Origin of the sequence: Klebsiella sp. JN_Kp121, assembly GCF_040062145.1 — a bacterium.
In the GTDB taxonomy this organism is placed as follows: Bacteria; Pseudomonadota; Gammaproteobacteria; order Enterobacterales; family Enterobacteriaceae; genus Klebsiella; species Klebsiella aerogenes.
Genome location: NZ_JBEAHX010000002.1, coordinates 249,035 through 262,819 on the forward strand (window position 1 = coordinate 249,035; position 13,785 = coordinate 262,819).

The window sequence follows — 13,785 nt, forward strand, 5'->3', positions numbered from 1 at the left end:
AAACGTGACAATATAATCAATAGCTCACGGTAACCAATACCGTATCACTGTACACGCCAGCAGGTTGATTGCTCTGTGAGGCGTTCACCCGAGCTTTGAAGTTTGTTTGCTGTGCGTTGCCATTTCCCACCAGGCTGACATCTGCTGTTGGCGTCCAGGCGCTACCGTCGGTTTTATAAAGCTGATATTGCAGGTAATAATTTGTCGAATTAATCGTTTGGCTCATTTGCCGCCAACTGCCGTTAAGGGCGTTGATGCTGGAAAGATTAATGCTGTATGCCGCATTCTGCGTGCAGCGGATAGTTAACTGCCCGCTGACCTCGCTAAAAGCGGCTACCAGAGCCGCTGTGGAGAAGGCGACATCGGGCGCGTCATCAATATAGCAATAGTTAGTCACGTTCATAGTTATAAGAACTTGTGAAGTTAACGTGCCATCGTCCGGTACGCAGATCCCCAGCGCGCCTATCAGGCAATAGTGATATTTCCATTCAATGGTCAAGGTGTCGTTATAGGTTCCCGCAGGGATATTACTTCCTGTTATTGTCTGGAAATAAAGCGGAATGGTTCCGTCACTGGTATTAAATAAGCCTAATAGATCAACCAACGCGTTAATGGTCCAGGGGATTGCACCATCAATTTGATACGACGGGTTACAGCCGGCATCTTTACAAACTCGATAGGGGATCCAGGCGTTGTTAGCGCTGTTATAAAGTCGAGGGATTTTGCCACTTTTATTTGCCGAATCTTTGAGCGTTGCGGTAATGGTGCTGGTTGAAAAAAGCGATAGTATGTTGGTACAGCTAAAGCCTGCACCGGCGCTTACCCCTTGCGGAGTTGCCGCCACATCAAACGATCTCACTGAGCCAAAATTAGGCGAGCTAGGCTTAATCTTGCAATCTGCGTGTATCAAGCCGCTGTAGCCTGAAATAACGAGTAATGAACATAACCAAAGAATCGCTTTCAAAGTCATCTCCGTTCATTCTTAGCCACAGCTTAGTGGGCCGATACGTTGCGGCACCGGCGTAGATTCCGGCAGCGTGAATAAAGCCCGGCATTCGCCGTTAGCTGTGTGAATAACTAATTGGTTTTGCTGGTTTAGATGGGTAAACCACACCAGACCGTCATAACCGACCACGCCAGACTGCTGGCTGGTAAGTTCCTCAACGGCCGTTCCCAGCGGCAAAGGATGACCCGTTTTATCAACCAAAGTTATCGAGGCCGAACGCACGCGTGTAACCGGGAAATCAACCAGCGCGCCGCTGGCTTCCCGCACCGCAATGCGTTTCTCGACGACTTTAGCCTCAACGTCGGTTGGCAGCGGCAGAGTGTCGAGGGTCACTTTGCCCGGATACCAGGCGGCGGCCCACGGGATCAGCAGGTGCCCGCTATCGTCGGTAGTGCCGACTTTTCGATTTTCATAATTGACCGCGACGTCCGGATAGCCGGCGGTCGAGACGACGATAAATGAATCGCTGATTCGTCGCGCGAAGAACAGGCTGCTATCCATCATTACCACCGAGCCTGCTGCTTCAAACCAGCCCTGATTATCATGCTGCGAACCGTAATAACCGCCGCTCAAGGTTGAAACATCATTCACCCAGGTCAGATCCGCCTGGCTGTAGCGATCTCCACTGATGGAGTGGGCTAAATTCCAGCCGAAACCGCCTTCCGCAGGGGCGGAACGATTGTAGGCGACGTTTTGCCCCCACTCGCCGGAGCTGGCGCGCTGGCTGCTTAACTGCAGTGAACCGAAACTGTCGAAGGGAATGGTTATCTGCATCATGCTGGAGTAGGTGTCTGCCTGCAAATCGCGGTTGATGCTCAGGTTAAAGCTGCTGTTCCGCCAAAGGCTGCGGCTCCAGGAAAAGTTCATCAGCCGGGTGCGGCTGTTGTCCTGGGCCTGGATATCGAAATATCCGAGGCTAAATGCGCCAAGCACTTTTCCCCATGGGCTGAGACTTAATGTCGCCTGGTCTGACTGACGGCTGAGGGTTGTCGTTGAGCGATAGCTGGAGAGATTGGCGAAATTCTCGCTGCGTTGAATATGCTGATAGTTAATCCCCCAGATATTGCCGTAGTACGAATAGCCCGCGGAATACTGGTTGCCCTGCTTATCACCCTGGCTCGCACTGGCAGACAGGCTCAAGGTGCCAATCGTGCCAATAGTGATGTCGCTGCCGATACCGCCGTTGGTTAATCCTTGCCGGTCTTCAGTATGCGTTGACACCGTCAGCCAATTGGTCAAGCCATAGCGATAGATCGCGCTGACGGCGCCGGCACCGTAGTCGGCGTTTTTAGTGCCGTAATTATTACGCAACGCGCCGAGGGTAAAATCGAAATCGCTGAGTCCCTGGCGTAGCAGAGTGTTGGAGACATAAAAAGGCACGCTAGTGGAGACCTGGCGGCCAAGCGCATCGGTTGTGACGATAGTCGCTTCGCCGGCGCCGCTGATGTAGGGTACGTTGGTGAGAGTATAAGGGCCGCCGTTAATTTGCGTTGAGCTGGCTTTGTAGCCGTTGATAAAGAGATCGACACTGGAGGGGACCGCCGCGCTACCGGAAAGATTGAGCAAAGGGTAGGTGATCAGGTCAGGGCGTACCGCAAAGTTACGGCTGAGACGAATACCGCCAACACGTACTGAACTACTCCATGTTAAAGCATTACTTACCACATCCCCCGCCTGATAGCTGAGCAGACTTTCCGGGTCGCTATATTTCCACAGCGAATCGTAGCGAATATAGCCTTGTTGGCTATCGTCGTGACGAGATGACCAGTTCTGTCTGATCACTGCATTGTTTGAAAACACCCCGGCTGGGCCGAAAAGGCGAAATTCCGTCGAGGTGCTGGTGGTTCGCTCGCCGCCAGAAGAAGCCAGGCTATAGGAATCGTAGTTAAACAACAGCCCAGGGGTACTGATCGCCTGCAGATACTCCTGCTCGCGACTATTACCAATATGTTGCTCCGGCAGCCAATTATCCGGAACGGTTAATTTCAGCATTTGCCCGGGCTGGTCGTAAACGACCTTGACCTCCGCTATCTCTCCTACGTCAACCAGCGTTTTGCCGTCGGGAACAGGGATCCACATCTGCTTGAGTACCGCAGCAGAGATCCAATAACGATCATTAATCACTTTCACCGGCACGGTACCCACAGGCGTGTTGCCGTTGACGGAAATGCCGAGATACAGCACGTACTCCTGCTGTGTGCCTGGCGTGGCCGCAGGTGCGGGTAACGAATCATAGGTAGCCGCCCAGGCCGTTGCCGAAGCAATAGCCAGCAGACCACCGGTTCCGATGAGAAGCCTCATGGTTAACGCGCTGCCGGAATTTCCACCGCCTGACTATTATCAGTCAATTTCGCAAACAGGCGCATCCCGGATGCGTTCGCCGCGCGGCCTGATGTCGGGAAACAGACGCGACGTTTAGCCAGCACATACCCCAGTAAACCCTGAGTTTGTTCGACCTGCGGCTTTCCTGCTGATGTTGACCAGTAGACATTACTCAACCTGGCGTGTTGATTCCCGGCATTGTTAATACACAGATTCTGACCGCTAAGCGACCAGCTTAGCGCGGTTCGTATTGGTTCGACGCTGCTTTCCAGCTTCAGCGGTTGCGCGCCTTGCCCGTAGATAAACAAAGGCAGTACATAGCGCATGCGCATATTCAGGCCGGCGGAACTCTTGTCAGTCTGTTTTGTCGGCTGCGCCGCGGGAATTTCATCAATCACGATTCGATATGATTTTTCCTGGCCGCTGGCGACCGGAGACACACGCATCAGGCGAATAAGTTGACGTTGTCCTGGCTGAACATTGGCGAACGGGGGGCTGGAGACCACATCGTTTTGATCGGCATAAAGATCTTTAGATTCTTTTTGATCCCAACCGAAAATGCGTAGTTGTAAATTTACCGCCGTCGCGCCGCGGTTTTCCAGCCACAGTTCAGAGCCTTTATCGCTGGCGCTGATGGTTTGAAAAATAGGCCACACCAGCACCGAGCTGGCGGCCCAGGCGTTAAGACTTATTGATGAACCCAGCAAAACAACAATACAACGATGAATCATATTCAACCTGTCTTATTTTAATAGGTCAGCGTGACCGTAACGGTATCAGTGTATGAACCTTGCGCCGGGAAGCCATTCGTGGCAAAAAGGCGGCCATAAACCGTATAAGTTTGTGTCGTGTTGGGGAATGAGGCGACGCTGTAGGCTTGAGCGCCAGTCCCCCAAACGGTAGAGCGGTTAGCATCCTGAAAAAGCTGGTAAGCCAGCGTACTGCCGGTGGCGTTGGACATATAGCGTTGAGCCGCAGAGCCGCCGTTGACGCCATAGTCAAGCGCCAGCGAGATCGCCATCCCCGGCGTACACGCGACAACGATAGAGCCCGCGCCAGCGGAGCTGGCGACATCAACATTGCTATAAAGCGATGACATGGAGCCAAAATTTAAGGTGCCAAAATCAGCGCCAGGGGTCCCTGTTCCGTTGCCAAGCAGGCAGCCGGTCGTGATCTGCGCGGTCACTTTGAAGGTTTTCTGCGCACTGTCAGCCCAGACGGCTGTGGTCGAAAAAAAGAATATGAGTAGCCAAATTGCGCGCAACATGACATCCGTTTCTCCACAGCGTTACCAGGTTAATGTTGCAGTGACCACGTCCTGGTAGAAACCCTCAGCAGGGGCGGTTACGCCGCCTTGATCTGCCGGCAACACCCGGGCATAAATCGGGATTTCCTGAGCGCTACCCGTCCCCGTGATACCGATACCGGCACTGGTAAATTCAGCCTGACGGGTGCTATTTGAGTAAAGCCGGTAGGCAATTTGATCGCCGTCGGCGCTTTGCATTTGGCGCAGTCCGGTTGTCCCTACATGCTGACCGTTATTCAATGTCAGCGTTGCGGGAAGGTTATTGCTACAGATGATTGAGACCGCGCTGGCGCCGCCGCTGCCAATCAGATTGCTATCTATGGCGTTAACCAAATCGCTATAGGTGCCGAAATCAATGGTACCCCAGCTGTTTACCCCGCTTGCGCTGGAACCATTGGTGACGGTACAGCCCGAGCCGATAGTCAACTGCACCCCGACCTGACCCGTTAATGTACCGGTGGTTAGCCCAGCTGCAGCGACCCATGGCGCCTGAACGAGAAGCGCTGTTGTGATAAAGATACCAGGCAAAGTGCGCGAAAAAGTGTGGACGTTCATGATGAACCTCTGGATTGAAAGCCGCTAAGTAAAACCCTGTTTTTGTGAAGATGAGATTAATCCCATTAATCAACATATAATCGCTGTCTGGAAAAATGCTTATTTTTTTATATTTGTCTGTTTTATTGTTATTATTGGTGTTTTGAGCTGGTTTCTTGTTTTTGTATGGTTTTAACTTCTTGTTTATGATTGTTTTTCTGTGGTTTGTTCTGAATTTTATGAATAGCAGAAAGGAGGGCTTAGTATAATTTTTGCAATTGTCGTGTTAGCGCATATTTTTGGCGAAATGCCAGGGAAGAAGTTAGTAGGGGGGAGAGTAAAAAAACAACAGAAAGAAGACACCTGCACGCAACCAGACCCATAGTGCAGGTGAAAGGTGGGTCTACATCGGAAGCCGCTAGTATACATATTTGTATGATAAATAAAATAAGGCAATGATGGAATGCTATACTATTAATGCGGTTTACGTGTTGAGCGATGGAGTTATTCTGGGGTGATTAACGTTGGATAGAGTGAAGTTTCCAGATAGCTGACCAATACCCATATCTCGTCACTGAAAATAAACCACAGGGCACTGCCTAAAATAAGCAGGATAATCAGTAGCAGGAAAATTTCAGTTTTACTCATGGTGTCAATGGCCAACTTAAACCGATTATCAACAGGCCACGATATTAACCAAAGTATCTGCAAATGAAAACGCCGTTATTTAAAACGGCGAAATTTTTTCGTAATAAGAGATGAATATTTATTTTACGCGTAGCAGATTAGCCACCTGTACGGCCATATCATCCATTAACTGGAAACGGCGGCGATATTCGGCGCGTTTTTTGCTGGCGATACTTTCCAGCGATTTCCTTTCCAGCTTCAGCGGCAAGCGCCAGCGGTAACTATCGTTACGCACACCTTCAATTGATTGCCAGAACTCATCGTAGCTGGCATGGAAGTGCCGACCTTTGCTCAAACGATAGCGCAGAGCGCGGAATACGTGGCCATTATCGCTGACGGCGTAAATAGCCTGGATATTGCTTTGGCCGGCCAACAGCCAGATGAATTCCAGCAGCAGACGTTTGGGGAACAGGCCGTAGCAGGCGCGGGTCGCGTGTTTAATTGCGTCATGAGAGACATTGCGGCGCGGTCCCTGCAGGCCGCCGATGACCAGTTGCCACTCTCCTTGATGGTGAATCACACTAAACGTAGCGCTGGCTAACAGTTGCTGCTGGCTATCGCGAAGCCAAAGAGTCGTTTCACCTTCTCGTTCGGCTTTGCCGGCTGACGAGGCAAAGAGCGTGAAGGCCGCATCATCTTTCGCGGACAGGGTCAGTAACGGTCGTTCTGACGGCGATATCATGGCCGTTGCCAATCGGTTCTCGCCCAGCGAGTCGACGTACTGATAGTGGCTAATGATAGCCTGGGAACGCTGACGGGCGTTAAGGTCGCGCACTAAATACTGGCGATGTACTTTACCTGGCAGCGTAGCCTGCGCCGCCAGCAGTTGGCGGAAATCACCACGCGCAGAAAGGGTGTCCAGCATCTCGCGGGTCGGCTGATAGAACAGCGCCGTACGCAGCAAAAATTTAAGCCGATAGTTGCGCTTTTGCCAGATAGGCGCGGGCGTGATACGCCCCATTACCAGATCGGCAATCAAATTTGAGCGTTGCTGAAGTGTGCATGATGAATGCAGGCTATTGTCCGTCACGATGTCATACCTCGTCATTATTTTATCTTTATTCTACGGATGTCGCGGGACAAGCTTAATGGCTCGCCAGACTATATTTACGCCTTGTTTAACGTTGATTGACGTATGAATTAACGACCTCGCCTTCAGTAATATTTTGTATAATTAGCTGAGGGGGTGAAATATGTATCAGCGATTGGCAGGTAGCACCTGGCGTAATATTTGGCTGGTGGGCGATCTACATGGTTGTTTTGCTTTATTAATGTCTCACCTGCGCCAGCTAAAATTTGACCCCTGGCAGGATCTTCTTATTTCTGTTGGTGATTTGATTGACCGTGGGCCGCAAAGCGTGGAATGCCTGGGTCTGCTCGGTTACCGGTGGTTCAGAGCGGTGCGTGGTAACCATGAGCAGATGGCGCTTGATGCGCGGGCGAGCGGGGAGATGGCGCTGTGGACGTTGAACGGTGGCGACTGGTATCAAACGGCCTCACAAGAACAGAAACGGTTGGCTGATTTGTTGTTTATCCGCTGTCTGGAATTGCCGCTAATCATTGAACTGCGCTGCCAGGATGATACCACCCACGTGATTGCCCATGCCGACTATCCAGCCAGCGTCTACCGTTGGCAGTTGCCCGTGGCGGAGCATCAGGTACTCTGGAGCCGCCAGCGTTTGACCGATCATCTGGCGGGGCGGCACGGTGAGATCGCCGGGGCCGATCACTTTTGGTTTGGCCATACGCCGCTTAAACATCGTTACGATAGCGATAACCAACATTACATTGATACCGGCGCGGTATTTGGCGGCGAGTTAACGCTGGTGCAACTGCAGTCGGCTGTTTAAAAGTCGCTATATTCCGTCGCTGGACGCCAGAAGCCGTCGATAAAATCTTCTACCGGGAAACAGCCGCCCTGGCGAATTCGCTGATCGTCCATCGCGACGAGGCATTGTCGCTCGCTATTGTAAACATCAACCACGATGTCTTCGCACCCGCCGTCCAGATAGCAAATGAATAATACTAAGGCGAACATCCAGCCCTCATAAGCGAATAAACATAAGGTAAGTGTAGGGGAAGTTAGCGCAGCGGGGGAGGGATATAAATAACCCGTCTCAGGCGACGGGTTCATTTGAGTCAGGCAAGGCGCATGACCCAGGCATCGGATTGGCGATCGTAATGTTTACGGTAGAGTACAGAATGTTCGCCATTGAGAATGGCGGGAACGCTGGTCTCGGCATCCCAGGCGTCCAGTTGCATGCATAAGTCAGGATCGGATTTACAAGGAATGCTTAACGTTCGCTCACCCTGTGATTCGCCGTGCAGCTCGGCGTCGTCGATTTCAAACGCGCCGATTCGTACGTTAGTTTTACTCATCATTCACCCCGTTTGTCTGCTGAGTTGTGGTACGACCAGTTAGGCCGTCATTTTTCAGCGTAGACAACGGGGAGTAAATCGCCAGTCAAAAAGTGCGCTTTTTAGCGCGCGATCACGACTTTCCGGCGAAGAGTTTGCCGTCGCGCACCAGTTCGCGGGGATAACTATTTTTCAGACGTGACCCTATGCGTTTAGCGAGCCCTAATGGCATTCCCTGGAAAGTGACGATGACATCGTCCTGCTGCGGCGGCGCTTCGGGATAGACATCGCGTCCACGGTACCACTCCTCCGCTTCCGTTAAGGTGAGCTCAAAAGGAGCCTCTGGCGTGGCCAGTGAGATCACCGCTTCATGTTGCCAGCGGTAGCCTTTGTTATGTGTTTCAGCGAGACGAATCCCAATGCGAGAAAAACGAACCCTGCCGATTAACACTTCCAGTTCTTGCGGGAACAGCCAGATTTCTTTATCGCGTTGCCATAAACGAAGATGCTCTGGCCATTGCAGGCCAACAGCATTAGCGGCGGCGGCGACAGCGGCGGCTTCCCGGCCCTTCATCGGTGCGAAGGGGAACTTGCCTACTTTATAGCCAGGCGCAGGCAGCGGATCGATAGAGGCGGTTTTACGCAGGCGGGCAACGAAAAAACCCTCACAATCAAAAATCTGCGGGAATACGTGCAGGAAACCTTCGTCGGTGAGCGCTTCGCGAGCCTGCGGGAAGAGTGAATCCAGCGTCAGGACTTCAACCGCCTGCGGGTAGGTTTGCAGCAGCCAGTTAACCACTTCCTCGTTTTCTTCACGGTTCAGCGTACAGGTGGAGTAGACGAGGGTGCCGCCAGGACGCAGAGCATGAAAGGCGCTGTCAATGAGCTCACGTTGGGTGGCGGCAATCTCCTGATTACTTTCCGGCGACCAGTTTTTCAGCGCGTCGGGATCTTTACGCACTACTCCTTCGCCCGAGCAGGGGGCGTCGAGCAAAATGGCATCAAAGCATTCGGGCAGCGCGGCGCCGAAGACGCGCCCGTCGAAGTGGGTGAGGGCAACGTTATTAATGCCGCAGCGGCTGATATTGGCGTGCAGCACTTTCACCCGGCTGGCAGAAAATTCGTTGGCCAGGATCGCTCCGTGGTTGCCCATCCGGGCGGCTATCTGTGTGGTCTTGGAACCCGGCGCAGCGGCGACGTCCATCACTCGCTCGGGCATTTCACCATCGGCGAACAGCGCCGCCACCGGCAGCATCGAGCTCGCTTCCTGAATATAAAATAGTCCGCTCAGATGCTCGGCGGTGCTGCCCAGCGGTAGCACATCGTCATCATCACGCTCGATCCAGAAACCCTCGGCACACCACGGAACCGGCGTTAACTGCCAGCCGTAAGGGGCGACCAGTTGCAGAAAATCCGCGACCGTTATCTTCAACGTATTGACGCGAATGCTGCGGCGCAGCGGACGCTGGCAGGCGGCGATAAAGTCATCGAAAGAGAGATGCGTTGGCATAGCCGCACGCATTTGAGCGAGGAAGGGTTCCGGAAGATAGACAGCGTTTTGAGCCACGAGCAGCGCACCACAAGAAAAAAGGGTGCGCAGTTTATCATAAACGCCCCGGCGCGGGACACCGGGGCGTTTATGAGGCATTGGGAATTAATTAGGCAGTGCCGTTCCCCAATCGCGCCACTCTTTCGGCTCGCTTTCCAGCAGCAGGAAGTGTTTGCCATCCTGCGCTTTTGGCGCCAGTGGCGTTCCCGGCGGGGTGGCAAAGGCGATACCGCCGCGGATAAACTGGTTAAAGGTACCCGTCTTCACCACTCCGCCAATCAGGCCGAAGTCGAGGCTATAGCCGGAAGCCAGCCAGAACACCGAGTTATTGCGCACTAAGTACTGGTAGCGCTTACTGATACGCAGCTTAACCATTACGCGGTCGGACATCGAGCCCAGCGTCAGCCCGGTCACGGTACCCACTTCCAGGCCGCGGAACAGCACCGGCGTACCAATATCAAGCGAACCGGCTTCCGGCACTTCGACGATAATACTCAGGCCGTCGATGTAGCGCGAATCGGTGATGGTGGTGTCCTGAATCTCGAAGTCGCGGCGCGGCGAACCACGTCCAGGTTCAACGTTGATATATGACTGGAAGATCGTGTCCAGATGTTCAACGCCGGCGGCAGAGATCTGCGGCGTAATCACCGAGAAGCGGGTACCGGCACGGGCAAAGGTGCCGACATATTCCGGATAAAGCACCGCTTTCGCCTGAACTTCATTTTTTGCCGTAATCAACTCCAGCGACTGGATCTGGCCGATGTCGATACCGAGGTAGCGAATCGGCATGCCCGCCGCCATTTTACCGGCATCGAAAGCGTGCAGCGTGATCTGGCCACCCACCGCGCGGGCGGCGGTTTCGGAGGCGTACAGGACACGCTTATTGTTCAAGCGCGCGTTGGCGCTGCTGCCGTTGAGGTTATCAAAGCTGATCGCGCCTTTCAGCGCGCGCGCCAGTGGCGACGCCTGCACGGTTAGCCCATTACCGTCGAGTTTTACCTTCGCGCCGCCTTCGGCCCAGAAGACGCTGTTATTGGTCAGCAGGTGGCGATATTCCGGTTTGATATGCAGATCGATATCGAAAGCATTGCTACGAGGTTTCACCGAGATGATCTCGCCGACGGCGAATTTGCGATACAACACCACGGAGCCTGCCTGCACATCGGGCAGCGTTTCCGCGGAAAGGCTCAGCGTGGTGGTCGGGATTTCACTGAGGCTATTTTCCTGCGCTTTTTCCAGGTTGGCATACAGCGGATAGCGACTCTGCATTTCCCCTTTTTCGCCGGGGATGATGCGGATCCCGCCATCGACCCATTCGCTGGCGCTGGCGCCAAGCACCTGCACGCCATCCAGCCCAACTTTCACATCAAGGCGGCTGTTGACGACAAATTTGCTATCGCCGCGTACCAGATTGCGATACTCCGGCGCAATGGCGACCTGGAAAGTGACACCCTCTGCGGTTAGCTTGCGTTCCAGTACCTGGCCGACTTTAACGCCGTGCAGCATCAGCGGCTGGCCGGCGGAAACGCCATAGCTTTCCGGCGCCGATAAAGTAACGGTGGCGACGTTCGGCTCTTCCAGTAGCGCTTTATCGGCTGGCATCACCATAAAGTGATTGCGCGGCTCGCCGTCACCAGGGACCAGTTCAAAAGTATTGCCGGTGAGTAGGGCGCTAACGCTTGGGTTATCCAGTGAGATTTTCGGCTTCTTCATTTGAATCAGCGTTTTATCCCGAAGCAGGGTGACCACGCTCGGGTCGACGGTCATCTCACCGGTAACTTTACCGCCGGGATTGAGATTGAGTTTGGTTAACTGACCCACCTCCAGCCCCTGGTACATCAGCGGCGTAGAACCTGCTTTCAACCCATCGCCGTCGGGTAGCTCCAACGTCACCAGCACCCCGCGCTGGCTGTGCGCCAGATCTTCGTACAGATTGTACTCGTCGTTTTGCGCCGCCGCTTTGGAGTCGTCAGGCGAGTCAAAGGCGATGGCGCCGTTAACTAACGCTGAGAGGTTTTCCAACTGGACTTTGGCGCCGCTCAGGCTGACGTCGGCTTTAATCCCGGAGACGTTCCAGAACCGGCTGCCTTTTTTCACCAGATTGGTGAAGCGACGTTCGATTAATACATCAATCGTCACCCCCTGATTGTTGGCGTTGAGCGTGTAGTCATACACCCGGCCAACCGGGATTTTACGGAAATAGACCAGCGATCCGCTGTTCAGCGAACCAAGATCCGGCGCCTGCAGATGAATCATCAGTTCGCCGTTGTTGATGCGGTATTTCGGCTGAGTATCCAGGGCGACGAAATGATCTTCCGGTTCGCCTTTGCCCGGCATCATACCGATATAGTTACCGCCGACCAGCGCATCCAGCCCGGAAACGCCGGCCAGAGAGGCTTTTGGCGTCACCAGCCAGAACTGGGTATCTTTGCGCAGCGCGTCTTTCATATCGCTCTTCACGCTGGCGGAAACTTCAATCTTGCTGAGGTCCTTACTCAAAGAGATATCCTGTACCGTACCAACCTCTACCCCTTGATAGCGGATAGGGGTACGTCCCGGAACAATCCCGTTTGCGGACTGGAAATCGATGGTAATCGTCGTTCCCCGACCTTCAAAGCTGGTCCAGATGAGCCATCCGGCAATCATCAGCGCGATAACCGGCAACAGCCAGAATGGCGAGATACGGCGTTTGGTTTTTATTTTGGCTTCAGTCGGCGAAGCGGGCGTTTCCTGACTCATGAGCGTCCCAAAGTAAGCGGCTGTCCAGCCATTCAACTGCAAGGATAGTTAAAATCACCGCGCCGCCGAAATAGACCGCCGCCGGCCCCATGGTAAAGGCCAGGAGCTGATCGCGGTTTATCAACGACATGGTTAATGAGATAACAAACAGATCCAACATCGACCAGCGGCCGATCCAGGTAATCAGCCGCAGCAGCAGGATACGCGTACGTAGCCCCTGTTCGCACTTGAATTGTATGCTGACCAGCAGGGTAAATAACACTATAACTTTGGTGAATGGTACCAAAATACTGGCGATGAACACTACGCCGGCGATTGCGATGTTGCTGTTGGCAAGTGAAATGATCCCCGAAAGAATCGTATCTTCCTGGCGCGCGCCATTGACGTAGATAATCGAAATCGGCAGCAGGTTGGCCGGCAGCAGGAAAACCAGCGACGCAATCAAGGCCGCCCAACTGCGCTGCAGGCTTTGCGGCCGGCGATGATGCAGTGAGGTATGGCACCGGCGGCAGCGGCCGCGGGAGTCGCGATAACCGGTATAGTGACAGCCGGTGCAAACCTGAAGATTGGTGTCGTAGCGCATGGCCGGTCGTTCGGGATAAAAACGCTCCCACAACTCTTCAACGTTCATGTGGATGAGCGTCAGGATGCTGAGTAGGGTCAGCGCGATAAAGGCGATCAGGCCGATGCCGGGCTGCAGGAAAGCATAGTCCTGGACCTTAATGGAGGCGACGCCGATACCGACCAGATAAATATCCAGCATCACCCACTCTTTCAGTTTGCCGAGCATCAGCAGCACCGGACGTAGGTTCATCCCCAGCACGTTGCCAAGCCAAAGGTAGGCGATGGAGACCACCAGCAGGACGGGCGCAACCACCGCGCAGAAGAGCACCATCGCGGCGGTAATGGGATCGCCCTGGTTGGTCATCTGCCAGATCCCCTGCAGGACGTTGGCGTCAATACGCACGCCGAGCAGATGCAAACGCAGTAGCGGCTCGCTCCAGGCGAACGGCATCAGCAACATCATTGTAAACGCCATACTGGCGAGCCGGGAAAGGGACCAATCGCGGCCGTCGCGTACCTTCGCGTTGCACCGCGGACACCAGGCGCATTGATTTCTTTTCACAACCGGTATGCGGAACAGCATGTCGCACTGCGTACAGCGCTGATAGTGCGCATGCGGCGTTGGCGAACTGACCGAATGAACGGTAATCTTCTTCGTCGGCGTGATTGAGGGTGTTTTTATCAGCATTTATTACGTTCGGGAATGAATGTATCCCACTA

At 53.7% G+C, this 13,785-nt stretch carries 13 protein-coding genes; 1 reads left to right on the forward strand and 12 read right to left on the reverse strand.

Going from position 1 to position 13,785, the window contains the following annotated elements; all coding sequences use genetic code 11:
* Nucleotides 1-16: 16 nt before the first annotated feature.
* The 7 genes from ABLU86_RS03850 to ABLU86_RS03880 form a co-directional block, all read right to left on the reverse strand.
* Nucleotides 17-970 carry a spore coat U domain-containing protein gene (locus tag ABLU86_RS03850; RefSeq protein WP_348795940.1) on the reverse strand — a complete coding sequence of 318 codons (954 nt, stop codon included), beginning with the start codon at nt 968-970 and terminating at the stop codon, nt 17-19.
* A 12-nt stretch (nt 971-982) separates the two neighbouring features.
* Entirely contained in the window at nt 983-3,307 is a 2,325-nt protein-coding gene (locus tag ABLU86_RS03855) for a fimbria/pilus outer membrane usher protein (RefSeq protein ID WP_048228936.1), read from the reverse strand.
* Between the two features lie 2 nt (nt 3,308-3,309).
* Entirely contained in the window at nt 3,310-4,059 is a 750-nt protein-coding gene (locus ABLU86_RS03860; protein WP_015366013.1) for a molecular chaperone, read from the reverse strand.
* A 17-nt stretch (nt 4,060-4,076) separates the two neighbouring features.
* Entirely contained in the window at nt 4,077-4,595 is a 519-nt protein-coding gene (locus tag ABLU86_RS03865) for a spore coat U domain-containing protein (RefSeq protein ID WP_015366014.1), read from the reverse strand.
* A 21-nt stretch (nt 4,596-4,616) separates the two neighbouring features.
* Nucleotides 4,617-5,189 carry a spore coat protein U domain-containing protein gene (locus ABLU86_RS03870; RefSeq protein WP_015705943.1) on the reverse strand — a complete coding sequence of 191 codons (573 nt, stop codon included), beginning with the start codon at nt 5,187-5,189 and terminating at the stop codon, nt 4,617-4,619.
* 483 nt (nt 5,190-5,672) lie between these two features.
* The gene (locus tag ABLU86_RS03875; RefSeq protein ID WP_015366016.1) at nt 5,673-5,816 is read right to left on the reverse strand and encodes an Ecr family regulatory small membrane protein; all 144 of its coding nucleotides are present in this window, start codon (nt 5,814-5,816) and stop codon (nt 5,673-5,675) included.
* Between the two features lie 118 nt (nt 5,817-5,934).
* Complete coding sequence (locus tag ABLU86_RS03880; RefSeq protein WP_162198566.1) at nt 5,935-6,903, reverse strand: VirK/YbjX family protein; 969 nt, start codon at nt 6,901-6,903, stop codon at nt 5,935-5,937.
* Nucleotides 6,904-7,048: 145 nt separating this feature from the next.
* Here ABLU86_RS03880 and pphA point away from each other — a divergent pair, with 145 nt between their 5' ends.
* A complete protein-coding gene (pphA, locus tag ABLU86_RS03885) occupies nt 7,049-7,705 on the forward strand; it encodes a protein-serine/threonine phosphatase (protein WP_015366019.1) in 657 nt (218 codons plus the stop codon).
* On the opposite strand, the gene ABLU86_RS03890 is transcribed toward pphA, so the two are convergent.
* From ABLU86_RS03890 to yebS, 5 genes are all read right to left on the reverse strand, one after another.
* Nucleotides 7,702-7,893 carry a YebW family protein gene (locus tag ABLU86_RS03890; protein WP_015366020.1) on the reverse strand — a complete coding sequence of 64 codons (192 nt, stop codon included), beginning with the start codon at nt 7,891-7,893 and terminating at the stop codon, nt 7,702-7,704. The two genes, pphA and ABLU86_RS03890, sit on opposite strands and share 4 nt — an antisense overlap.
* Nucleotides 7,894-7,994: 101 nt before the next feature.
* A complete protein-coding gene (locus ABLU86_RS03895; protein WP_015705939.1) occupies nt 7,995-8,234 on the reverse strand; it encodes a YebV family protein in 240 nt (79 codons plus the stop codon).
* 112 nt (nt 8,235-8,346) lie between these two features.
* Entirely contained in the window at nt 8,347-9,780 is a 1,434-nt protein-coding gene (gene rsmF / locus ABLU86_RS03900; RefSeq protein ID WP_348795941.1) for a 16S rRNA (cytosine(1407)-C(5))-methyltransferase RsmF, read from the reverse strand.
* Between the two features lie 87 nt (nt 9,781-9,867).
* Nucleotides 9,868-12,501: a PqiB family protein gene (locus ABLU86_RS03905; protein WP_015366023.1), complete on the reverse strand. Its 2,634-nt coding sequence runs from the start codon at nt 12,499-12,501 to the stop codon at nt 9,868-9,870.
* Nucleotides 12,470-13,753 (reverse strand): membrane integrity lipid transport subunit YebS, encoded by a 1,284-nt coding sequence (yebS, locus tag ABLU86_RS03910; protein WP_015705937.1) that lies wholly within the window; start codon nt 13,751-13,753, stop codon nt 12,470-12,472. The genes ABLU86_RS03905 and yebS overlap by 32 nt, the downstream gene beginning before the upstream one ends.
* Nucleotides 13,754-13,785 lie beyond the last annotated feature (32 nt).